The sequence below is a fragment of the Psychrobacter sp. Ps6 genome (assembly GCF_022129235.1).
Classification (GTDB): Bacteria; Pseudomonadota; Gammaproteobacteria; order Pseudomonadales; family Moraxellaceae; genus Psychrobacter.
The window spans coordinates 38,365-62,996 of the sequence record NZ_JADQAI010000006.1; the positions used below are offsets into that span (position 1 = coordinate 38,365).

Below are 24,632 nucleotides of genomic sequence, written 5' to 3' on the forward strand. Positions count from 1 at the left end.
ACCGATCAAAACAGCCTACTGATATCATTACCAATTGCTAACACCATGAAACCTGCCAGTAAGAGTAAACCGATATTTAAACCCACCATTTGTACCCCTTCAGAGAGCGGCTTACCGCGGATCAGTTCGATGAAATGATAAACGATATGACCACCATCCAATACTGGAATTGGTAATAAATTCAATACAGCAAGACTCAGGCTAATCAATGCAGCCGTCGATAATACCATCTGCCAACTGATATCAAAGCTTTGTTTGGCAACTTTGGCAATGGTAATCGGACCTGACAAGTTATCCAGACCAATCATACCTGAGAGCATTTTTCCCATCGAGCTTACCGTCATCACGGCGAGCTGTTCAGTCTTCTCGAACGACTTGACCAATGACTCGCCAGGGCCATAAACCACGGTGGTTTTGTAGGCATCAGGGATAACAATCTCAGTCTGATCCACCATGGCGCCAATTTGACCGTAATCATTGCCCAAGTTGTCTTTTTTACCTTGCGGCATAATTTGCAATTGCACCGCCTTATCGTCACGCAATACGGTAAAATCAAGTAGGACCTCAGGATTATCACGAATAATACGCGTGACACTAATCCAATCATCAATTTTTTGATTATTGATGGCAGTAATGCGATCTCCCACCTGTAGACCTTGACGGCTAGCGGCACCATCAGGCGCCAATTCACCGACAATCGGGGCAATCTGTGGCTGCCACGGTAACATACCAAAGCTGGTCAATGCATCTTTGCCTTGTGCATCACCCTGCATAAATTGTGTGACTGGTGCTTGATAGGTTTTGATCGACTGATTGGTTTGAGCATCTGACTGTAGAGTGATACTCACATTGTCTGTCTCGCCCATCCGGCCTGCAAGGCGATAATTGATACCTTCCCACGTCTGTACATCGTGTCCATCAATCGCAACAATCTTATCACCGACAGGTAATTGCGCCATCGCAGCAGGGGTATCTGGCAGTACTTGCCCAATCTTCGTAGCCAACTGCTCAGACGGCGTCATAAACAACACCCAAAAGAGCGCAATAGCAATGATGAAATTCATGATAGGGCCAGCGGCGACAATCGCAATCTTCTTGAGCGGATGCTGATAATTAAACGCAAGATGCTGTTCATTTTTTGCGACATTGCCTTCACGCTCATCAAGCATTTTGACGTAGCCACCGAGTGGCAATGCTGAGATACGATAATTGATGCCACTTTTTTTGCTTGTCCAACCAAATAGTTTAGGGCCAAAACCGATAGAGTATGTTAATACTTTGACGCCGCACATCCGTGCCACGATATAGTGCCCCCACTCATGTAAGGCAATGAGTGGACCTAAGACAAATATTGCCGCAAGAAGCGTTAATAAAAACGTCATGATCTTTTCTCAGTATTGTTGCTTAGCATCTTTTATCAACATTAACATCGACATCGACATCTTCACTAATATCGTTTATTAGCACCATATTTTAATTAAGATGCTGTCTATTGCTAACGATTTATACGATTATGTCAACTTTGCCACAAGCTTATCAGTAAGGTGACGCGCTATCTTGTCAATGGCTAATATATCTTCTATGTCAGCCGTTTCGTTTAATGGTGGCAGCTGTATATCGTTCAAGGCACGCTCATTGATATCAGCAATATCAGTTAAACGAATTTGTCCATCTAAAAACGCCGCCACTGCAATTTCATTGGCTGCATTTAGTACAATAGTCGCCTGCGTACCTGCTTGCATGGCTTGACGAGCCAAGCGTAGACAGGCAAATTTTTGCAGATCAGGCTCGACGAACTCCAAACCACTAAGTGCATATAAATCTAGTGGCTGCGAACCGCTATCAATACGGCTAGGGTAACTGAGCGCATGGGCAATTGGGGTTTTCATATCTGGACTGCCAAGCTGCGCTAAAAAGCTACCATCGCTATATTCTACCATTGAGTGAATAATACTTTGTGGATGAATGACCACATTTATCTTATTTTCAGGCAAATCAAACAAATGACAAGCCTCAATCAGCTCAAGCCCTTTATTCATCATTGTGGCTGAGTCGACAGATATCTTCTGGCCCATTGACCAGTTAGGGTGCTTGACTGCCTCTGCGACAGTTGCTTGCTGCATATGTTTAAAAGACTGCTGCAAAAATGGTCCACCAGAGGCTGTTAACCATAGTTTACGGACACCATGATTTGGCTGATGAATTTGCGTATTGTCTTGCTGAATAGCAAGTGGTAAGCACTGAAAAATGGCATTGTGCTCAGAGTCGAGGGGTAACAACGTAGCGTCATGTGTTTTGACCGCATTGATCATGACCTGCCCTGCCATCACTAGCGCTTCTTTATTGGCGAGCAAAATACGCTTACCTGCGCGTGCTGCTGCTAAGGTAGAAGGCAGTCCTGCCGCACCTACGATGGCAGCAACGACAGTATCAGTTTGTGAATCAGTAGCGATATCTACTAACCCTTCCTCGCCCCCTACTACATCACTATCAATTCCTGCTGCTTTAAGCCTTTTGGCAAACTCATCCACAGCTGCTGCTGGCACGCTGACGCGCTTAGGCAAAAACTGCTGACAGAGCGCAAACAGCTTATCTAAACGGTAGTAGCCTGACAATGCGTAGACTTCATAATATTGCGGTTGCGCCGCTAATATTGCTAACGTGCTATCGCCAATCGAGCCTGTCGCGCCTAGTACGGCGATGCGTTGCGTCATAACCATTAATGCCTATGATATTTAATATTTAGAGAATGAGAAAAGAATAAATGAAGGTTGAACAGTATAAAAGGCAATAAAGCTATATAGTAACAAATAAGATCGTTGTAAAAGATGAGCCAAAACGGTCACTTCGCTTACTTATCACACCATAAAATCAGCTAAGTGACTTTGTCTTATACCACAATCAAACCAAGCTGCTGTATCGCCCAAAAGCCAAGCGCGAATATCGGAGTTGCAGATAGCAATGAATCAATACGATCAAGTACACCACCATGCCCTGGTAAGATGGTGCCAGAGTCTTTGACATCAGCACGGCGCTTGAGCATTGACTCAAAAAGATCACCAAGCACAGAAGCTAGAATCGTTAGCGCCGATAGAGCTACAAAGGCGACTAGCGCTGCGCCCGTCAGTTGTAGCTTAAACACACTGATCGCAACGACTACCAGTAGACCTGTAATCAAACCACCGGCCAATCCTTCCATACTCTTATTGGGTGAGACATTGGGTGCCATTTTTCGGCGGCCAAGCTTACGACCAACGAAATAAGCACCACTATCAGCACACCAGACCAATAAAAATACATAGAGTAGCCACCATGCTGATAGCTGCCAGAGGTAAAAAATCGCAGTAATAGAGGCGGACAAAATAATGACACCCAACAACGCTAGATGTTTTCCGTACCATTTTGTCTTTGTTGGGAATGCACGTACCCAAGACAGTGCCATTAGCCATATGACAAGCGAGGCCGTCCACCAAAATAACCAAGTCACCTTAAACATAAGCGATAGAACAGTTATCACTAAAACTAGTAGCACAAAGACAATAGGTCGACGCCACTTCGGCATCAACTTCGCCCACTCATGAGCGGCAATAATCACGCCAACGGCTAAAAGCGGTGCGAATAAAATAGGGGTTTGGCTCGCAAACATTGCAATACCAACGATAATAACGAGAACAATTGCCGTTCTAATTCGTTGCCACATACTTATCGAGCCTTATAATAATGAAGAAGGTACAGTCAAAAAAATGCATTATAACAGTTAATAGACCTATGCCCATTAATAGCGATTGACCCTCATTAAAACGGTTTATCATCTCGTAAGCAAGCGGTATTGGCGACCTAGAGAACACTGTCTGAATTTTTATGGCTACTATTGCATCAGCAACTATGCTGCTCTATCCCTACCTGCTCGCTGGTTTTACCGAAGCGGCGTTGTCGCTGTGAAAACTCAGCAATCATCGAAGCCAGCTCTTTTGGAACAAAATCTGGCCATAAAGTTGGCGTGAAAAACAACTCCGCATAGGCCGCTTGCCATAATAAAAAATTCGATATTCGGTAATCACCACCGGTACGAACAAGCATATCTACTGCTGGAGCGTCTGCCAGTTGTACTTGCTCACCAAGCATTTCTGCACTAATATCTTCAGCTCTCAACTCACCTGCCTGCACTTGTTGTGCCAGCTGTTTTGCTGCATGAGCAATATCCCATTGTCCACCGTAGCTAATCGCAATGACTAATGTCATGGCATCAAAGCTTGCAGTTTCTGCTTCAGCATCTGCCATTAGCGCTTGTAACTCTTCACTAAGCTGACTGCGATCACCAATAAAACGTAAACGAATGCGGTATTTTTTCATACGCGGCATTTGCTCATGAATAGTCGATGCCAACAACTGCATCAATAGTGCAACTTCACTAGGTGGTCGCTGCCAATTTTCGCTAGAGAAAGCAAAAACGGTCAGTACTTCAATACCGGTCTCTACACAATATTCTACGATAGGGTCTAAAGCCGTTTTACCAGCTATGTGGCCTTGACCTTTACCCAAATTATTGGCTTTGCCATATCTGTTATTACCGTCCATGATAATAGCGATATGACGAGGAAGCGTGTTAGGTGCCGAGGTGGCTGAAGTGGACATAGGCAAACTTGCTTATTGTTGAGGTAAAATAATAATAACGTGTGCAGTGGCGATTAAAAAGTGTCATGTAAATAATTCACAAATTTATCATAACTTAGCGTTCAAAATTTTTATAGCTTACAATATATTTGAGAAATATCAGTAAACTGCACTTATATTAGTAAATCATATTATCCATGTCATGATAAACAGCCAATAACTGCAAGGTATTGGCTGCTAAAATGTAGATAATACTCTGAACCAAGTTTTGCCATGAATGATGAATGACAAAACTGCTCGTCTTAAACTTCCATCAAGTCGCTTTCTTTTTTACTCAAGCGGCTATCGATAGTTTCAATGTATTTGTCAGTGATTTTTTGGATGTCATCATTAGCACGGCGCTCATCATCTTCTGAGATTTCTTTCTCTTTGGCTAACTCTTTGATGTCATTCATCATATCGCGGCGAATATTACGGATAGACACACGGCTACTCTCTGCTTCTCCACGAGCAAGTTTTTGCATATCGCGGCGAGTCTCTTCAGTCAACGCTGGCATTGGCACACGAATCACATCCGCTGTCATCGGGTTTAGGCCCAAGTCTGCTTCGCGAATGGCTTTATCTACCGCTTGTACCATCGTACGATCAAACGGTTGAACCAATAACGTACGTGAGTCTTCAACGTTCACGCTTGCTACTTGGTTTAGCGGTGTATCAGAACCATAGTAGCTGACCATCACGCCTGACAACATGCCTGGGTGTGCACGTCCAGTACGAACTTTACTGAAAGTACTCTCAAGCGCTTCCAACGTTTTTTGCATGCGTGCTTCGCCGTCTTGCTTAATCTCTTTAATCATTGTGTGTCCTTATTTGTCGCTATCGACAAATTTTTTATTTGCTATTGGGATATTTGTTATTAGCTACTTTTCGTTATTAGCCATTCTCTGAAGTGACCAATCAACGCTACATCAGCGCATGGAATTAATGAAAAACGCGTGTGCCTTCGTTTTCACCCATGATGACATTCAATAATGCATTAGGTTTGGTCATATCAAACACTTGTAGCGGTACATTATGCTCACGGCATAAGGCAATAGCAGTCAAATCCATCACGCCAAGTTTTTGCTCTAACACTTCATCAAAGGTCAGACCATCATATTTGACTGCATCATCGTGTAGGCTTGGGTCTTTGTCATAAACGCCGTCGACCTTGGTCGCTTTAAGTATCAAGCCCGCTTCGATTTCGATACCACGCAAACAAGCAGCCGTATCAGTAGTAAAGAATGGGTTGCCTGTTCCCGCAACAAAGATACACACTTCACCATTTTTGAGATAGCGAATCGCATTACGACTGCTATAGCTTTCGGTGACTTCACCAATCGGCAATGCAGACATCAAACGCGTTTTGATATTACGACGCTCAAGCGCATCACGCATCGCCAACCCATTCATGACAGTGGCTAGCATACCCATCTGATCACCCGTCACACGGCCAACCAACCCTTCTTTTTGTAATTGCGCGCCGCGATATAAGTTACCACCGCCAACCACGATACCAACCTGAACACCTAGTCCGCGCAAGTGAGCGATAGACAGGCTCATCTTATCGAGCACTTCGGTATCAATACCCATGTCTTTGCTACCAGCCAAGGCTTCGCCAGAGAGTTTTAGCAAGATACGAGCGTAACGCGGGTTTTTGTCAGACATGAGGTCACCTTATTATCATGAAATTATAAAGAAAATTATGGGTAAAACACAAATCAAGTTTGCCCGTAACGCTGCGCTTAAAGATAAGCGTATTAAACAGGCTAAATTGCGCTAATTGTAGCAAAAACTGCCCGCCATTGGGCAATTTTCACTCGTATATCTTATCGAACACTTAACCTTGATAACTGGCAAATAGATCATATTCGCTAGCGTCATCAATCGTCACGGTCAGGAACTGACCAACTTTGACTTGATCCGTAATATCATCAACATAGACATGCCCATCAATTTCAGGCGCATCGGCATAGCTACGGCAAATAGCAATATTTTCATCGCTATCGATCTCATCGACCAATACCGTTAAAGTCTTACCGACTTTTTCTTGTAGTTTTTGCGCTGAGATATCTTGTTGCAGCGCCATCAAACGCTCGTAGCGAGACTGTTTGACGTCTTCAGGCACATGGTCTGGCAAATCATTGGCGACAGCACCTTCTACCTCTGAATACGTAAATGCACCCACGCGATCAAGACGCGCCTCTACTAGCCAGTCAAGCAAGCACTGAAAATCTTCTTCAGTCTCACCCGGGAAGCCAACCACAAAGGTCGAACGAATCACAATATCAGGGCAGATATCACGCCATGCTTTGATACGCGCTAAGGTGTTTTCGCTGTGTGCAGGACGTTTCATCGCTTTTAGGATACGATGGCTGGCATGCTGAAAAGGAATATCGAGATAAGGCAACAGTTTCTTCTCGCCCATTAGCTCAACGACTTTGTCTACATGTGGATATGGATAGACATAATGCAAGCGTACCCAAATACCTAAATCATTCAATGCTTGGCACATGTCATAAAATTTAGACTTGAGCGGCATACCGTTCCAAAAACTGGTCTTATACTTGAGATCAAGACCGTAAGCTGAGGTATCTTGCGAGATAATGAGCAGCTCTTTCACGCCCGCTTTTTTGAGCGCCAGTGCTTCGTTCATCACATTATCAATCGGACGTGATACCAAATCGCCGCGTAAACTTGGAATAATACAGAACGTACAACGGTGATTGCAGCCTTCTGATATTTTTAGATACGCATAGTGACTTGGCGTCAGTTTGATACCTGCCTCATTAATCAAATCTATTTTTGGATCATAGTTGGCATCTAAGCTGCGATTTGGCCTTGGCACGTGCTGTGCGACGGCCGTAATCACTTCATCATAGGCATGCGCGCCTGTCACTGCCAGTACAGCGGGATGCATTTCACGGATTTTGTCCGCTTCTTTGCCAAGGCAACCAGTGACAATCACTTTACCGTTTTTGCTAATGGCCTCGCCAATCGCATCAAGTGACTCTTGCACCGCTGACTCAATAAAGCCGCAGGTATTGACCACGACCAAATCTGCACCGTCATAGTCGCTGGCGACTTGATAACCGTCACGGCTCAGCTCAGTGATAATACGCTCACTATCCACCAAGGCTTTTGGGCAACCTAGTGACACAAACCCAATCTTTGGCGCTACGCTAGTTGGCATAGTAGCCGTGGCATTAGCCGTCGAGGCTGAAGTAGCGTGGCTGCTTTGAGCAATGCTGCGGTTTTGATTGTGGTTGGCTTTATGATGATAGGGCTGGTCAGTATTTGCTTGACTGACCTCTGTCTGACTCTGCTCTTGCGGTATTGATGGCTTTGCAGGATTAAAGATAGTGGCAGTGTCTTTTACGGCTGACGTAGGGGCTATCGTTGTCGTGTTCACTGACTCGGTAGAAGTTTTGGACATGGCTGACCTTGCTAGAGATAAATTGGCTGAGCGCATTGTACGTTTTTTTTGCAAAAATCACCAGTTTTGCCGCTCTATAGTCTTGATTTATGGTTAAATATTGATTCAAACATCCTATCTTTCTGGGCACTATCCATGACTGCTGATTTTATCACCACCAAAACCACCCCTGATTTAGCATTCGTATCACAACATCTATTCACCGCTATTTTGTGGGTCAATGATCAGTTATCGATAACCCGCTTAAATGCTCAAGCAGAGCAATTACTGGCTATTAGTAGTGGAAGGTTAATCAACCAGTCTATCCTGACGCTATTAGCACCCGATGAATTAAAATTAAAAGAAAACGCTTCTATTGACAATGTCAGTGATGATGATGAAAACAAATCTCTGGATGAACCCCTCTACTCTTTGACAGAACGGTTTAATCAAGCACAAAATTACCAACAGCCTTTCATTGACCATGATCATGTCATCCAAACGCCTTTGAATGGCAACCTACTACTCTCAGTCGATTATAGCGTGACGCCTGTTATCTACGAGCAGCAGTCATATTTTATTATCGAGATGTGGGGCAAAGACCGTCAAAGTCGCATCTCAGAGGAACAGCGCCAACAGCAGCAATATGCGGTTGCTCGCCACATGCTACGATCGGTCGCACACGAAATCAAAAACCCACTTGCGGGCATTCGGGGTGCAGCGCAGTTATTGCAAAGGCAGTTTATTAAATTCAGTGATGCGAATACGACGGCGGCCAATAGTCACTCTAATGCGCTTGGTATCTCACAGGACGCTAGCACTGGCACCAATGATGATTTGCAAAAAATGAATCAAAAGCTGCGTAACTATACCGACATTATCATCTCAGAAACTGACCGTTTGACACATCTGATTGCTCAGCTGCTTGGCTCAAACCAGCTGCCAAACTGGCAAACGCTGAATGTCCATGAACCACTAGAGCATGTTTTGACCTTGGTAGTCAGTCAATACCCACAAGTGACGATACAGAGAGATTATGATTTGTCATTGCCTGAGTTGTGTGCTGACAAAGACCAATTGATTCAGGTATTTTTAAATATTATGAATAATGCGTGTGAGTCTATGACTGAGTTTGAGCAAACGCTACAGCAGAATAAGCTCTCTGCGTCTAAGGAGTTAGCATTAACCGACGTGCAGACCGATAGAGAGACTGCTTATCAGCCAACCTTGCACATTCAAACGCGCGTTGCCTTTCAACATACGATTGTCGGGCAGCAGCATAAGCAAGTACTGCAAATCACTATCACTGATAATGGTTCAGGCATTGATCCGGCACTTATCGGACAAATATTTTTTCCGATGGTGACCAGCCGTGCCGCAGGTACTGGCCTTGGCTTATCTATCGTACAAGATATTATCAGCCATCATCATGGTATGATTGATGTGAGCTCTACAGAGGAGGCGAACGGCAAACAAACACGCTTTACACTATATTTGCCTTTTACCCAGCCCGTCACTGAATCATAGAACACATGGCGGCATAAAACTGCTAAATTGTAAGACATCCAATCCCAAACCGACAATAACAATTGCTCATTAGGCCCGATACATGACCCAATACAGTGACAACCAAAACCCTAAAAGCGATGCACACTCTCCAATAGTCACCGTCAACAATGCACCCAGCGATCAGCCTGCAACGCTCTGGTTAATCGACGATGATGCAGCGCTGCGTATGGTATTGGCAGATACGTTTGAAGATGCTGGATTGACCGTTATCAGTTTTACCCAAGCACAGGCAGCATGGACTCGGCTCAATGATGCACTAAAACAGCAAGCGTCAGCCACACAGCTGCCAGACGTAATATTGACTGATATTCGTATGCCAATGATGGATGGATTGTCATTTAGTGACTGGGTACACCAGCACTTTCCGGACATGCCGATTGTCATTATGACAGCGCACTCAGACCTCACCTCTGCGATTAATAGCTATCAAACTGGTGCATTTGAATACTTGCCAAAGCCCTTTGACCTAGATGATGCTGTTGCCACTATCTATAAAGCGATCAACTACCAGCCAAATATGGCGATAGCCCATTATTCGAACGAACCTGATACCCATATCGCGACTGACGCGCGCTCCGACAGTGATATAACACCTGAAAAGCCTACCAGTAAACCCTCTAAACACAGCAAAAATAAAGCTGATGTGACAACTGCCTCTAAAGCTAATAGCAATCCGAGCGGTATCATTGGTCAGTCACAAGCCATGCAAACCGTGTTTCGTGCCATTGGTAGATTGGCGCAGTCTCCTATCTCGGTCTTAATCACCGGAGAGTCAGGAACAGGTAAAGAGTTGGTCGCCAGTGCCTTGCATCAGCATTCACCGCGCAAACAGCAACCATTTATCGCACTTAATATGGCAGCCATACCGCACGATTTGATTGAGTCTGAATTATTTGGTCACGAAAAAGGCGCGTTCACTGGTGCAACGACAACTCGTCAAGGACGTTTTGAGCAGGCTAATGGCGGTACGTTATTTTTGGATGAAATTGGCGACATGCCTTTTAGTACCCAAACACGTCTGTTACGCGTACTGGCCAATGGCGAGTTTTACCGCGTCGGTGGACAGCAGCCGATCCAAGTAGATGTCCGTATCATCGCCGCCACTCACCAGAACTTGGAAGAATTAGTCAAACAAAATCGTTTCCGTGAGGATTTGTTTTATCGTCTCAATGTCATTCGTCTACCGCTACCACCACTGCGCAAACGCCCCGAAGACATTCCTGCATTAGCGACCTACTTTATGCAGTCTGCAGCTGAGCAAATGAACACAACACCGAAACATTTGCATCCTGCGGCCTTACAGATGATGCAGACCTTTGACTGGCGCGGCAATGTGCGTCAACTTGAGAATGTCTGCCTATGGCTGACAGTGATGGCAACTGGTGACACGGTAATGGCGACAGATTTGCCACCAGAGCTATTAGAAAACACGCCTCTAGAGTCAGAGCTGTACCAAAAGCATGACTCATTACCACAAGCAAATACAGTGAATCCTCAACTGCAAAATAACGATGATTTAAATAATCACAGCCAAAATAATCACGACCAAAATAATCAAGCCACTCAAGCTCCTGCCAGTCCAAATTGGCAAAAAGCGCTCGCTATCTGGGCTGAGCAATCTCTTAATACAGGCGAAACTGATATTCTACAAATGGCCACGCCTGAGTTTGAGCGAGTTTTATTGACAGCGGCACTCAACCATAGTGGTGGCAAAAAGATAGAAGCGGCAAGCTTGCTTGGTTGGGGACGCAATACCCTGACCCGTAAATTGCAGCAATTAGACATCTCTGCACCCAGAGTGCCATCCAAAGAGTAATTAAGCACTTAAAACGCCATATTAAAAAACCATTAATATCAATTATTTATAAAAACAAGTAAAAATAAATGCAAAATAATTAAAAATAATCGCAAATAGGGGTTGACCAAAAATTCAAACTCTATATAATAGCCAACCACTGAGACGCACTACCGAATCAGTTAACTGTCTAGATAGCGTTTGAACTTAATCGCTTTTGATGATAGAGTAACGGAAAATGGGGCTGTGGCGGAATTGGTAGACGCACCAGATTTAGGTTCTGGCGCCGCAAGGTGTGAGAGTTCGAGTCTCTCCAGCCCCACCATTTTCGGATAGTACATCTTAGACCAAATATTAAAGCCTGCTTTTAGCAGGTTTTTTTGTGTCTGTCATTCAGCATTTCTAGTTATAATTTTTCTAACTCACCTAATACAGCCTCCATACTCTGATACCTTTTCTCTACTCGCTTTGCCAATACTTTATCAACAATACTTTGATAGCGAACATACTCTAACAGTAATTTTGGAATAGGCTGCTGGCAGTGCTGAATGGCCCAATCTGTCATCGGTTGCTGGCTTTGAAAGTCTATATTAAATGCTCGCTTCCCTATCAGTATCTCAACCATCATAATACCGAAGGCATAGATATCACTTTGTATCGTTGCTCTTTGTCCTTGCCAACGCTCAGGTGCCAAATATGCTGGTGTTCCGCCAGAAAAATTTATTGCGTTTGGTCGATCAATTCTTTGGGCTAATGCAAAATCTGTCAATAGTAAGTCAGGCACTATACAATCACTGTAAGCGTGAGTCGTTAGACTATCACTGAGCAAGATATTACTGGGTTTAATATCATTATGAAGCCAGCCAGCGTTGTGTAGGTTGCAGACTAAATGAGCAGACTCTTTGATCAAGTCATGTTTTTGATTGTCCGTTAACGATAGATAGTGATTCAGTAGTTTGGCTAAGCTGCCGTTTTTATAGTGCGGCATAACCAATACTGTTAACTGCTGACTCTGTCCTAATGTGTCGACCTCTACATTGTGATAGGCCAATAGAGGTGGCGTAATAGAGCTAACTTGGGTTTTCTGCGAATTATATAACGCTTGCAACACGCTTATTTCGTAAGTTAAATCTGAGACACTTTGCAGCTTATCTGAAGTGGCGCGCAGCTCCCATTTAATCATCACACTACCATACTCTAGATGTCGTGCACGCGTTAGACCTTGATAGTAGCCTTGCTTGCTGCGTTGTTTGGCAATTTGCGTGTTACTTTCTTGGATTTGTTCTGTGCCTCCCTCTCTGTATTGCTGACTGATACGCTGATGCACTATTTTACTATATGCTCGCTCTGACAATGCTTGAGTGATGACTGGTAATAGTTGTCCAGATTGCACTTGCAAGGCTTGTGTAATAGGCAAATTACTGGCACTATTTTTCAAAGTATTATCTCCATATTATAGAGTCGCAATCGCGCACTATCGTTTTACCCAACCGCCACTTTACCGCTAGAGTCATTATGTCACAGTCTAACAATTACGCCCTGCCCGCCCCTTTATTAGCGTTGCTCAGTCAGTATCTGCAAGAACATGTCACACCAACCATTGAGATTAACCCAAGCCAGCTTGCGTATCGCTGGGTCGGTGGACGTACTGGTCACCTGCAGCCTTTGTCTGTCAATCTATTTTTGAGTTTGGATGATTTGCAAGGTATTGATGTGCAAAAAGCAAAGCTGGTACAAAACACCCGCCAGTTCTTAAAAGGCTATCCTGCCAATCACGTCCTGATGACAGGGACACGCGGTGCCGGCAAATCCTCACTGATTCGCGCATTGCTACAAGCCTATCATAGTGAGGGGTTACGGATTATCGAGATTGCGCGTGATGATCTACAGGTGCTAGATAAGATTCGTGCCGCGATTAATGCGCTGCCAGCGGACTGCGCTTGTCGCTATATCGTTTACTGTGATGATTTGGCATTTAACGGTCAAGACGAGAGTTATCGGGCGCTAAAAAGTGTGCTTGATGGCGCGCTAGACTCTGAGCAAGACAAGCTACTGGTCTATGCCACCAGTAATCGCCGTCGCTTGCTACCACAGATGATGAAGGACAATCTTGATATTTATAATGGGCAGACGGATGAAGTTAATCCTTACGAGACCATTGATGAGACCGTATCGTTATCGGATCGATTTGGCTTATCCTTGACCTTTCATCCTATGGATCAGCAGACTTACTTACAGATTGTGCAGCATTATCTGCGTTTAGAGCAACGGAAAATTTCAGCTCGCATGAATGCTGATATTGAAATGGATGTGGACGGTGAAAATCTACCTGACAAAATCAGAATGGACGCCTTGCGCTGGGCATCTGAACGCGGTGGACGCTCAGGACGGGTTGCTTATCAATTCAGTCGTTATTGGAGCGGCACAACACAATTGGCTATTGCAGACCGTAAATCATAGTCGCTAAGCCATATCTTTGAAACTATCTCTTTACAGTCACGCCTAATTGCTGCGTGCAGAGCCTACATACTGCACGCGACTCTCCTTTCGACGGCCCTCTTGATTATCTACCAAGTCGGTAGCCCCATTGACGGTATATTGAGCAAAATCTTCTGCCAGCCATAGATTGCCTTGATAGACACTTTGCGCATCTAAGCGGATATAGGCCATATTTGGCGTTTCGCTATCTGGATTATCAAAGCTTTGGTAACGAGCGCTAAAGTGGGTCAAAATGATGTTTTTCAGGCTCATTTTTTGCGCGAAAGTACCCACTATATGCGCGCTGCTATGCATGGGATCAAATTCAAGGTTACGAGCTTGAATAGCCATCATGACCTCGTGCGTATAAGTGGCCTCATGCACCAACAAATCTGTGTCCATAACTGCTTCACTCAAATACTCTGGCGTGTCATTGTCCCCTGCTATTACTACTTTTGTCCGCTGCACATCATCATGAACATAGTCTGCTGAACGCAATTGTCGACCATCCTCAGTGATGACATTTTCACCTTGTTGTAGCTTGCCCCACAGCGCACTTGCTGGGATACCATTTGCTACGAGCTTATCCGTGTTAAGCGTGCGACGGCTGATGGTCTGCGTGATACCAAATCCATGAGATGGCACACGGTGCGATAACGGATGAACCTCTATCATCAGCTGATGTTGATTATCCAAGTCGATTTTTACTTTACCTTTATTATTTTCTTGCGACAACAGGTTCTCTATCGACACAAAGTTGAGGGTAAATGGCAGATATAGTTCAGTATGTAGGATAAAGGCATCAAGCAGCGCCGAGATGGCTTTTGGTGCAATGAGCGTCAATGGCTCACGGCGACCTGACATCGCGGCACTTGCCAGCAGCCCTGGCAGGCCATAACAGTGGTCGCCATGGACGTGTGTAATACAAATAGCTGTCAATTGACGTAAGGAGAGCTTGGTATGCAGTAATTGCTGCTGTGTGCCTTCGCCGCAATCGATGAGCAGCCACGGGCGCGACTTTTTATTTTGACTGTTACTATGCGGCTGGTTGCCTTTTGATGAACCAGACGCATGAGGATTCAAACACTCGATTGCCAAAGCAGTCACATTGCGCTGCTTAGTTGGCACGCCTGCGGAGGTGCCCAAAAAGGTTAACTTTAGCATAGGTCATGTCTTTTATTTATCAGAGGCACGGGTTAGGACCGTTGGCATATCATGGTTTTTTGACCGTCAACCATTTGTCCACCATTGGCTGTACATTCATTGACCATATTAGATTCATAAGATTTCCAGCCACCATAAAAACTAGCGGCACACAAAATCACAACCAGCAGCTTCTGCGACCAAGATTTGATAGATACTTGCTGGTTATCAACCGTTTGCTTGCTTTGCAAGTTCTGATCTAGCGACTGCTTAGTATCTGTGTCTTTCTTTGTTTTTGCATGATGCGATGTATTCAAGTCTGTCATTATTTTATCCTAAAAAAGGCTTTGCTTATAAATAAACAAAACCTTTTATCTAGTATCACCTCAAGCATTGAGAGGTGTTTAAGTAATTATACCAATATCTATTAAAACTGCGGTGTTCCGCCCTTTGCCTCAGCACGCTTAAAAGCGGGGCGTTCTTGACAGCGTTTGAGCCAGTTCAATAGATTGGCGTATTTAGATTGATCCATACCTGCACGCGCATTAGATGCAGCGACTACGATATACATTTGAATATCAGCGGCACTGAACGTCTCCCCTGCAAACCAGTGACTATGTTGTAGATGCTGCTCCATCAGATTTAAGTTGTTGATAATATTATTGTTGATCATACCATCTTCAACTTGTTTACGAATACCTTTGCTGATCGGCTTGATAAGCATAGGCGATCGTTCAACCACTTTACTAAACACCAGACGCATGACTAATTGTGGCATCGCCGTGGCTTCGGCAAAATGCAACCAAAAAGTATAATCTTCCCACGCCGCTTCATTATCATCAGCTGGCTTAAACTGATGTTCTTTATCATAGTGTCTGAGCAAATATTCGATGATGAAACCTGACTCAGCCAAAGCGCGATCACCCACTTCAAGCACCGGCGTGTGTCCCAACGGATGCACTTTTTTTAAGCTCTCAGGTGCAAGATACGCCTTAGTACGCTCATAGGTCGTCAGCTCATAATCCAGCTCCAACTCTTCTAGTAGCCATAAAATACGAAACGAGCGCGAATTGTTTAAATGATGCAGAGTTAACATAAACCGTCCTAGTTATATATTGTTTTAAATCAGCCATAATCTCTTAAATATGGCGCCACGTTTTGAATGAAACATGACACCACTGTTCTTGATAATAGCGTAATTTTTGCCCCTTTGACACTGCAACTTTGTAGAACTGTGACGAAAGTACGGCCTAATAAGTCAGCTCTATATATATCTAGGACCCGGTAATCGTCAGCATTATTCTACATGTAGTGCTTCAATCTTGCGCGTCATCTTATCTATCTTTTGCTGATATTTTTTGATTTGGCGAAAGCGGTGCGCAATTAGCACGCCTTTAATACGGCGGTTTTTGAGACGGCGGCGCGGCGGAAAACTGCCCACTTGTGGCTCATTGTAACCATGTAAGCGGTCTTCACGTTTGCGCGACAGATAGCCAAGGGCGCTATCGGCAATCATAATCAGCAGTGCGATAAAAATCATGCTATACATTAGCATGGAGCCGCCTTCATGTAAGTTACGATCCAAAATCGCAATCGAAAATATGAATAAAAATACCGGCTCAAGGTAACACAAAGTCCCAAACAACGAGACAGGCAGCTTTTGACTCGCAACCATCGTCAGTGACATCGCAGCAGTACTGATGATGCCCAATAATGGCAATAGATACCAAAGTTTATGGTTGGTGATTGCCACCTCAAAGCCGCCATTCATATATAGCGCAACCAGTACGACTGGTAGCAGCAATACAAGATCAGAGATCAAGCCTGTGATAGGCGGTACGGCCAGTTTACGACGCAGCAAGTAGTACGGCGGATAACCCAAGCACACAAACAAAGTCGCCCAAGAGATCGCACCGTATTCAAAGATATCGTAAGCGATACCAAGACCGGCACATATAATCGCAGCCCACTGTAGCAAGCTCATGTCTTCATTATAAAAAAAGCGACCGACCACGATCATAATCATTGGGTATAAGAAGTAACCCAATGTCACCTCAAGCCCCAAGCCATTGACCGGTGCCCACATAAACATCCAGATTTGCGCACCCAAAATCGGAGTAGGTAATATAAATAAAAACCATTCTTTTGCGTTTTTTAGTGTTTTTAGATAATCAAAAATATGCTGCCACTGCTTTAGCACACTCACTAGCAGCACCAGACTAAAAAACATCGTGAGCACACGCCACGAAGCAACTTGCGTACCTGATAACGGTTGCAACAGCAAACCAAATAGGAACAGCAATGAGTATAAAAAATTTGCAGCCACAGCAGTGATCGTACCCTGCGAGGTTTGGTTAGTAGTCAACATCACAACAGCCTTTAGAGATTGGGGCACATCCTTTGCAATTTAAAAAAAACAAAAGCCTCAGACGATAACGTCTGAGGCTTTTGCATATAAGGTCGTCGCGCAATCTAAGATAAACGCTTTTAATGTATCTTGCTACATCATGGGCGGCATTATGTCAAAGTCGGCATAGATAAGCAATGCTACTGTGCATCTAGTGTATTAATTTCTACATCCAGTAAATTTAATGGACATAAGTGCTTATTTTGCATCAAGTTGTTCGAGTTTTTGCTGTATCTTATCCATCTTTTTTTGATAACGACGAATTTTGCGAAAGCGATGCGCTTTTAGTACACCATCGATACGCTGATTGATAAAATGACGACGCGGCGGAAAGCCGCCAATCTGAAGCTCTCTATATCCATGCAAGCGGTCATTACGCTGACGAACGAGATAGCCTATCGCACTATCGATTATCATGACCACTAGAGCAAGTGTAATCATACCGTACATAAAGAGCGAGCCACCTTCATCAAGACTTTGACTCAGAACGGTAATGGACAACACAAATAACAGCAGCGGCTCTATGTAACTCAGCGCCCCAAATAACGACACTGGCAACTTGCTACTCGCAATCATCGTCAGCGACATTGCTAGTGCACTAAATGCACCCAGCAATGGCAGTAGGTACCAAAACTTCATATTTTGTGCCGCCACACTAAAACCACCAGTGAGATAAAGCATGATCAGTACCACTGGCGTCAGCAATGTCAAATCAAACAACAAGCCAGTAATGGGCGGTACAGCAAGTGTGCGGCGCAATAGATAATACGGCGGATAGCCCAAACATACAAATAGCGTCACCCAAGATACCGAACCATATTGAAAAATGTCGTAGCCAATACCTAGCGCTGCCATTATCGCTGCCGCATACTGCAAGACACTCATATCCTCACGATAAAAAAACCGACCAAGCACAATCATCACAAGTGGCAATAAAAAATAGCCCAAGGTGACATCCAGTCCAAATCCATTCACAGGTGCCCACATAAACAACCAAATCTGGCCGCCTAAGATCGGTGCAGGCAATATAAATATCAGCCATTCTTTCAAGGTTTTAAGTGTCTTTATATAATCAAAGACATGCTGCCATTGTTTGGTCAAACTGAGCAAGATGACCAAGCTTAACAACATCATCAGCACTCGCCATGAGGCTACCTGTGTCCCCGTTAAGGGCAGCATAAATAGCCCAAACAAAAACATCATCGAGAATAAAAAGCTCGACGATACCGCTGCGACAGTTCCCTGAAAAGTTTGATTGGTCGTAAGCATAACAACAGCCTTAAAAGTAAAACCCTGTGTACATTATTAAGAAAAAGTGAATGAAAAATAAAAGCCTCCAACGATAACGTCAGAGGCTTTTTTCTAGAACAATGATCAGAAACTAGACTGAAAAGCTAACTACCAAGACTATTACTCGTCATCATCTACTGCATCATTGTCCAATGTGTAATCGTTGGCAATATCGATAACGTCGTTGGCATCGCTCAAAGCGGTATTGTCAGTTGCGGCATCGATATCTATCTGCTCTTGGCCGTCTACGGAGAAAGTCCCATCTTCTTTCATCGCATCGACTAATTCATCATCGCCCTCTTCGTGCTCAACACGCGCCATAGCGACTAATTTTTCATCTTTTGACAGACGAATGAGCGTGACACCCTGTGTATTACGACCAGAGCTAGCGACATGCTCAACTGGCGTACGTACTAGCGTTCCTTTGTCAGAGATTAAAATAATATCATCAGTAGCGTCAACCTTGGTCGCTCGTACCAATGCGCCATTACGCTCACTGGTCTTGATAGCAATTACACCGCCACCACCACGATTTTGCGTATTGAACTCTTCGATAAGGGTACGCTTACCAAAGCCGTTTTCACAAGCAATTAAGATTTCATGTACATCATCTTCGATAACGACCAATGATTTGATAAATTCATCAGCAGCCAGACGCATACCGCGAACACCTTTCGCTGTACGGCCCATCGCACGAGCATCATTCTCATCAAAACGAATGGCTTTACCACTTGAAGCAAATAGCATCACTTCTTGGCTACCATTAGTAATACGAGCGCTGACCAATTTATCACCATCTTCTAGACCAACCGCGATCAAGCCGTTCGAGCGAATATTGGCAAACTGCTTAAGTTCTACCCGCTTTACTGTACCATTAGCCGTGGCAAAGAATACGAAAGGTGGCTCTGCTTGATTGCTATCTTCTACCGAATCGTCATCATTGCTATGCGCTGATACCTCACCTACTACTGATGTATCTTCTACAATTTTTGGAATTGGCAATATCGTCGTCACTGTCTCATCGCTATTTAAACCAATCAAATTCACCAATGGACGGCCACGAGCACCGCGACTGGCAATCGGCACTTCAAAGCCACGTAAGCTAAAGACACGCCCGCTGTCAGTGAAACACAAAACAGTCGAATGCGTTGATGTCACGACTAAATGGTCAATCACATCATCTTCTTTCATCGCCGTTGCAGACTTACCTTTGCCGCCACGTTTTTGTGCGACGTAGTCATCAATTGGCTGAGTTTTTGCGTAACCCGTACGTGAGACGGTCATCACAACGGTTTGCTCAGGAATCAGGTCTTCACGACTAAAATCCATACGTGAGTCGATGATGTCGGTACGGCGCTCATCACCAAAGTTATCACGAATCTCAATCATCTCATTAGAGATAATGCTCATGAGCTTATCAAAATCACCAAGAATAGACTCTAAATGAGTGATTTCGCGTAGTAAGTCTTGATATTCTTCAGTCAATTTATCCTGCTCAAGGCCCGTTAGGCGATGCAATTGCATATCTAAAATCGCATTGACCTGCTCAAGGGATAAACGATAGCGCTCTTGTCCTTCAATCAGACCAAACGGCGCTTTAGGATCTTCACCTTCGATAAATTCAGGACGTACAGACTGACTGCCAGCAGCGGTCAACATCGCAACGACACTACCTGAACCCCACGTATTATTCAATAAACTTTCGCGTGCGAGTCCACGGTTTGCAGACGCTTTAATCGTCGCAATAATTTCATCGATATTGGCTAGTGCGACCGTTAGACCTTCGAGCAAATGACCACGAACACGGGCTTTGTTCAATTCATAAATCGTACGGCGTGTCACCACTTCTTGACGATGACGGACAAATGCAGCGATAAGCTGACGCAAGGTCAATAGCTTTGGCTGACCATTATCGAGCGCCACCATGTTGATACTAAAGCTAGACTCAAGCGGCGTTTGCAAGAACAAGTTATTGACGATAACTTCAGCCGTCTCACCGCGACGTAAGTCAATAGCGATACGCATACCGTCTTTATCAGACTCATCACGGATTTCGCTAATGCCTTCTATTTTTTTATCACGGACAAGCTCTGCGATACGCTCGATGAGTTTGGCTTTATTGGCCTGATAAGGCACTTCGGTAAATACGATACGCTCGCGGTCACGGTTGACGCCAGTATTACTCATCGGCTCGATATGATAGCGACCACGAATATGCAGACGACCTTTACCCGTACGATAAGCATCTAAAATGCCAGCGCGACCATAGATAATACCGCCGGTTGGAAAATCAGGGCCTGAGATGTGTGACATCAGCTCTTCAGCTGAGACTTGTGGATTTTCAGCATAGGCCAAACACGCATTAATCACTTCGGTCAGATTATGCGGTGCCATATTGGTCGCCATACCAACAGCGATACCCGTCGCGCCATTGACCAATAAGTTAGGAATACGCGCTGGCATCACGCTTGGCATGCGCTCAGAGCCGTCGTAGTTGTCTTCCCAATCGACTGTGTCTTTGTCCAAATCAGCCAGCATCTGGTGGGTCAGTTTGGTCATACGTACTTCGGTATAACGCATCGCTGCCGGAGGATCATCATCGATCGAGCCAAAGTTACCTTGACCATCAACCATTGGATAACGCAAGCTAAAATCCTGCGCCATACGGACGATGGCGTCATAGACGGCAATATCGCCATGTGGATGGTACTTACCGATCACATCACCGACCACACGGGCTGATTTTTTGTACGGTTTATTATAATCGTTTGATAGCACGTGCATGGCATACATCACGCGGCGGTGTACAGGTTTGAACCCATCACGCACATCAGGCAGCGCACGCGAGACGATCACGCTCATCGCATAATCCAAATACGACTGCTTTAGTTCATCTACGATGCCAATAGGACTGACCGATTCGCTCATATACACTCCTTCACTCACATTTTTTTCTAACGTTGACACATCGCTTATAGCACCCATAGATCATATAAAAATACTGCCACATAAATGGGCAGTCATGATCAAAATACATACCATAAAAAAACACTGCTACACGTGCAAAACAATAGGAAAATAGCGATAGTTTTAATGTTTAATAAAAGAAGCTATTTTAGCACAAATTTGCTGATTTAGGGGGTTCTGGCTGCCATTAAAATCAAGCCAAGCGGTTCATTCACAGTGATATTTTGAATTATTGACACACACTAAAATAATTTTAGTAGCAGGTTTTTTTTGATTAACTGATTTTGCTATTTTTACAGACGAATTTACCATCTGCAGAGCAATGAGATACTCTGCCCACCTTACCTGAACAGAACCTACCAATTGTTCTAACATGAGCTAATGGTTTTCATAACCGTGCTATTTTCATGATAAGTATATTACGGTTTAAATCATGTTAATGAGGCTATTTTTTTAGTGACGCTGGACAAAAAAATCCTAAGCGTTACACTAACTCATCTTTTATAGAACTCAAATAACGACCTAACAGGCTACTTTTATTATGGATATCCTTCTTGCGATTGTTTGGATTTTAGCAATGGTGCTATATAGCTTTTCGAGTGATTATGTTGCTAGCTTTCCCAACCATAATAATCGCGCTATCCCTTATGTCCGTTGGGGAGCACTTTTAGTCGCTATGGCTTTATCAGCATATTTAGCAAAAGCCTATCAAGAAAACCTACAAGGCAACGGTATGTGGGTATTTGTTATCGTCGTATTTGTCATTATTGTTTTAGCCAAGATCGTTTTTAAATGGGTCATTAATAGACGTTTGAAACGCTAAATGTTCTTATTGCTCTCAACCTCTCATCTATTGATCTGAATGCCTTATGACAACTGAACATCAAAACAACCAACTTGACCAAAACCAAGCCACAGCACCAGAAGGTACACGTGCCGATCGTAGCTTCGATGCCATTGCCGATCATTTTGAAAAAAAGGTCTACGGCGGATTAAAAGGAGAGATTAGACTGGCAGTATTACGCCGTGACATTTTTGAATATAGTGCGCAGATAAGTGAAGCGCTTGGGCGACCGCTGCGTATCTTAGATGTGGGTGCAGGGCTTGCACAAATTGCCATAGAGCTTGCTACTCAAGGTCATAGCGTAGTCATCAATGATATCTCAGCAAATATGCTTGAAAAGGCAAAAGCAAACGCTGAGCAAATCGATCAAGAGCTAGACATCACATGGTATGTATGCCCTTATCAAGCGCTTGAAGAAACGCTAGCTAAAGAAGAAAGCAATAAGTTTGATTTGATCATGTCGCACGCGCTACTCGAATGGCTGGCAGAGCCCGCTGCCGTCATGGACTTCTTTGATCAATATCTAACAGATGATGGCGCGCTGTCTTTGTGCTTTTACAACCCTGCAAGCTTCGATTATCGCAATCTTATCATGGGAAATTTTAATTTACTCGATAATACAGACTATAAGGCAGACAATAAGAAAAGCCTCACACCCAATCATCCTGTTGCTAAAGAAGAAGTTGAGTCTTGGTTAAAGGCACATGACTATCAGACGGTACGTAGTAGTGGTCTACGAGTATTTCATGACTATGCACCGCTCAAGCGTGGTGGCCATAACGACCCAGATGCGGTGATAAGAATGGAGTTACGTTACTCACAGTTAGAACCGTACAAATGGCTTGGACGGTATTTGCATATTCTGGCTAAACGGTACATTTAGACAACCGCTCAAAGGTTGTAAAGGCTGCTAAACGTCTTCATCAACCCTCGATGATCTGTCATATTCTGACCAAGTGGTGGCATTGACTTCTTTTTCATCAAATACCACCACATGCTCTAACAATGGCAAGATACCAATATGAGAGCCAATTGCATGATTATGATGGCTGGCAACTAGTGATAATACGGTCTGTCCGTCATCCAATTGCAATCGATATAAATAATTGGCACCGCGAAAAACCCGCCCAATCACCAAGGCTGTCTGCGTACTGTCATCATCATGAATGATATCATCAGGGCGCACGAGTACTTTAATGGGCGTGCCATTGGGATAATCATACGCGCAATATTGTGGTTGTCCTGATTCATCGTAGACTTCCATGCGGCGATAGATATTACCCAGCGCCGTCTCAACATGGCCTTCTTTGATGATACCGTCTATCATCGCGCCTTCGCCGACAAACTCAGCGACAAAAGGACTGACAGGCTCATGATACAGCTCGCTTGGTGTTGCCCACTGTACCAATCTGCCCTTGTCCATGACCCCGACTTTATCTGCTAACGCAAACGCTTCGTTTTGATCATGAGTGACCAAAATCGCAGTAGTATTGGTACGTTTAAGAATATCACGGACATTCATTGCTAAGGATTCACGTAATACCACGTCTAGGTTGGAAAATGGCTCATCAAGTAGTAGTAATTTAGGCTTCGGTGCGAGTGCCCTTGCAAGCGCCACACGCTGCTGCTGACCACCGGATAGCTCATTTGGGCGTTTGTCCGCATGCTCAGTCAGTTCGACTAGGCTTAGCATCTCTTGTACTCGTGCTTTTTTATCAGCTGCTGACCATTTATTAAGGCCAAAGGCAATATTCTTGGCCACGCTCAAATGACCAAAAAGCGCATAATCTTGAAACACCATCCCCATGCCGCGCTTGGCTGGCGCCACGGCAAATGATTGGCGAGCTGTTTTTTCCGTTAGACGCTGATTGTTTAAATAAATAGTACCGCCGCGGCTTTGCTCTAAACCTGCGATCGCTCGTAATGCCGTGGTCTTGCCGCAGCCGCTATAACCTAAGAAGCATCCAATCTCTCCTTGCTCTAATACTAAAGACATACCATTGACGACGATGGTATCGTCATAGCCAACAATTAGGTTTTGTACACTAAAATAAGGATTGGTCGCGATAGT

The 24,632-nt window shown here is 44.3% G+C and carries 20 protein-coding genes and 1 tRNA gene; 6 read left to right on the forward strand and 15 right to left on the reverse strand.

All coding sequences use genetic code 11. The features are described from left to right. Nucleotides 1–5: 5 nt before the first annotated feature. From rseP to rimO, 7 genes are all read right to left on the reverse strand, one after another. Nucleotides 6–1,382, reverse strand: coding sequence for an RIP metalloprotease RseP (rseP, locus tag I3255_RS08450; RefSeq protein ID WP_238038447.1), 1,377 nt, complete (start codon nt 1,380–1,382; stop codon nt 6–8). Nucleotides 1,383–1,511: 129 nt separating this feature from the next. Then, nucleotides 1,512–2,720 carry a 1-deoxy-D-xylulose-5-phosphate reductoisomerase gene (ispC, locus tag I3255_RS08455; protein ID WP_238038448.1) on the reverse strand — a complete coding sequence of 403 codons (1,209 nt, stop codon included), beginning with the start codon at nt 2,718–2,720 and terminating at the stop codon, nt 1,512–1,514. Between the two features lie 170 nt (nt 2,721–2,890). Further along, on the reverse strand, nt 2,891–3,700 hold the full coding sequence (locus I3255_RS08460) for a phosphatidate cytidylyltransferase (RefSeq protein WP_238038449.1): 810 nt from the start codon (nt 3,698–3,700) through the stop codon (nt 2,891–2,893). A gap of 176 nt (nt 3,701–3,876) precedes the next feature. Beyond that, nucleotides 3,877–4,635, reverse strand: coding sequence for a polyprenyl diphosphate synthase (uppS, locus tag I3255_RS08465; RefSeq protein WP_238038450.1), 759 nt, complete (start codon nt 4,633–4,635; stop codon nt 3,877–3,879). A gap of 281 nt (nt 4,636–4,916) precedes the next feature. Further along, nucleotides 4,917–5,471 (reverse strand): ribosome recycling factor, encoded by a 555-nt coding sequence (gene frr / locus I3255_RS08470; RefSeq protein ID WP_238038451.1) that lies wholly within the window; start codon nt 5,469–5,471, stop codon nt 4,917–4,919. Nucleotides 5,472–5,595: 124 nt separating this feature from the next. After that, the gene (gene pyrH / locus I3255_RS08475) at nt 5,596–6,321 is read right to left on the reverse strand and encodes a UMP kinase (protein ID WP_057759121.1); all 726 of its coding nucleotides are present in this window, start codon (nt 6,319–6,321) and stop codon (nt 5,596–5,598) included. A 172-nt stretch (nt 6,322–6,493) separates the two neighbouring features. Further along, the gene (gene rimO / locus I3255_RS08480; RefSeq protein ID WP_238038452.1) at nt 6,494–8,089 is read right to left on the reverse strand and encodes a 30S ribosomal protein S12 methylthiotransferase RimO; all 1,596 of its coding nucleotides are present in this window, start codon (nt 8,087–8,089) and stop codon (nt 6,494–6,496) included. A gap of 135 nt (nt 8,090–8,224) precedes the next feature. On the opposite strand from rimO, the gene I3255_RS08485 reads away from it, so the two are divergent. From I3255_RS08485 to I3255_RS08495, 3 genes are all read left to right on the forward strand, one after another. After that, nucleotides 8,225–9,595: an ATP-binding protein gene (locus tag I3255_RS08485; RefSeq protein ID WP_238038453.1), complete on the forward strand. Its 1,371-nt coding sequence runs from the start codon at nt 8,225–8,227 to the stop codon at nt 9,593–9,595. Nucleotides 9,596–9,677: 82 nt separating this feature from the next. Next, nucleotides 9,678–11,453 carry a sigma 54-interacting transcriptional regulator gene (locus tag I3255_RS08490; RefSeq protein ID WP_238038454.1) on the forward strand — a complete coding sequence of 592 codons (1,776 nt, stop codon included), beginning with the start codon at nt 9,678–9,680 and terminating at the stop codon, nt 11,451–11,453. 219 nt (nt 11,454–11,672) lie between these two features. Continuing rightward, nucleotides 11,673–11,757: transfer RNA gene (locus I3255_RS08495), tRNA-Leu, on the forward strand. An 81-nt stretch (nt 11,758–11,838) separates the two neighbouring features. Here the strand turns inward: I3255_RS08495 and I3255_RS08500 are convergent. After that, nucleotides 11,839–12,870: a protein kinase gene (locus tag I3255_RS08500; protein WP_238038455.1), complete on the reverse strand. Its 1,032-nt coding sequence runs from the start codon at nt 12,868–12,870 to the stop codon at nt 11,839–11,841. A 77-nt stretch (nt 12,871–12,947) separates the two neighbouring features. Between I3255_RS08500 and I3255_RS08505 the strand changes: the two genes are divergently transcribed. Continuing rightward, nucleotides 12,948–13,892, forward strand: a complete 945-nt coding sequence (locus tag I3255_RS08505) for an ATP-binding protein (protein ID WP_238038456.1) — start codon at nt 12,948–12,950, stop codon at nt 13,890–13,892. A gap of 42 nt (nt 13,893–13,934) precedes the next feature. Here I3255_RS08505 and I3255_RS08510 read toward each other — a convergent pair whose 3' ends face one another. The 6 genes from I3255_RS08510 to gyrA all read right to left on the reverse strand — a co-directional run bounded on the left by I3255_RS08510 (nt 13,935) and on the right by gyrA (nt 21,678). Beyond that, nucleotides 13,935–15,074, reverse strand: coding sequence for a ribonuclease Z (locus I3255_RS08510; RefSeq protein WP_238038457.1), 1,140 nt, complete (start codon nt 15,072–15,074; stop codon nt 13,935–13,937). A 32-nt stretch (nt 15,075–15,106) separates the two neighbouring features. Beyond that, entirely contained in the window at nt 15,107–15,379 is a 273-nt protein-coding gene (locus I3255_RS08515) for a hypothetical protein (RefSeq protein WP_238038458.1), read from the reverse strand. A 101-nt stretch (nt 15,380–15,480) separates the two neighbouring features. After that, a complete protein-coding gene (locus I3255_RS08520) occupies nt 15,481–16,149 on the reverse strand; it encodes a glutathione S-transferase (protein WP_238038459.1) in 669 nt (222 codons plus the stop codon). Nucleotides 16,150–16,350: 201 nt separating this feature from the next. Continuing rightward, the gene (rarD, locus tag I3255_RS08525) at nt 16,351–17,421 is read right to left on the reverse strand and encodes an EamA family transporter RarD (RefSeq protein ID WP_238038460.1); all 1,071 of its coding nucleotides are present in this window, start codon (nt 17,419–17,421) and stop codon (nt 16,351–16,353) included. Nucleotides 17,422–17,658: 237 nt separating this feature from the next. Then, a complete protein-coding gene (gene rarD, locus I3255_RS08530) occupies nt 17,659–18,729 on the reverse strand; it encodes an EamA family transporter RarD (protein ID WP_238038461.1) in 1,071 nt (356 codons plus the stop codon). Between the two features lie 141 nt (nt 18,730–18,870). Further along, nucleotides 18,871–21,678: a DNA gyrase subunit A gene (gyrA, locus tag I3255_RS08535; RefSeq protein ID WP_238038462.1), complete on the reverse strand. Its 2,808-nt coding sequence runs from the start codon at nt 21,676–21,678 to the stop codon at nt 18,871–18,873. A gap of 580 nt (nt 21,679–22,258) precedes the next feature. Between gyrA and I3255_RS08540 the strand changes: the two genes are divergently transcribed. Together I3255_RS08540 and I3255_RS08545 are read left to right on the forward strand one after the other, a co-directional pair. Further along, nucleotides 22,259–22,540 carry a hypothetical protein gene (locus tag I3255_RS08540; RefSeq protein WP_238038463.1) on the forward strand — a complete coding sequence of 94 codons (282 nt, stop codon included), beginning with the start codon at nt 22,259–22,261 and terminating at the stop codon, nt 22,538–22,540. Between the two features lie 46 nt (nt 22,541–22,586). Beyond that, entirely contained in the window at nt 22,587–23,444 is an 858-nt protein-coding gene (locus tag I3255_RS08545) for a methyltransferase domain-containing protein (protein WP_238038464.1), read from the forward strand. Between the two features lie 27 nt (nt 23,445–23,471). On the opposite strand, the gene I3255_RS08550 is transcribed toward I3255_RS08545, so the two are convergent. Then, entirely contained in the window at nt 23,472–24,557 is a 1,086-nt protein-coding gene (locus I3255_RS08550) for an ABC transporter ATP-binding protein (RefSeq protein ID WP_238038561.1), read from the reverse strand. Between the last annotated feature and the right edge of the window lie 75 nt (nt 24,558–24,632).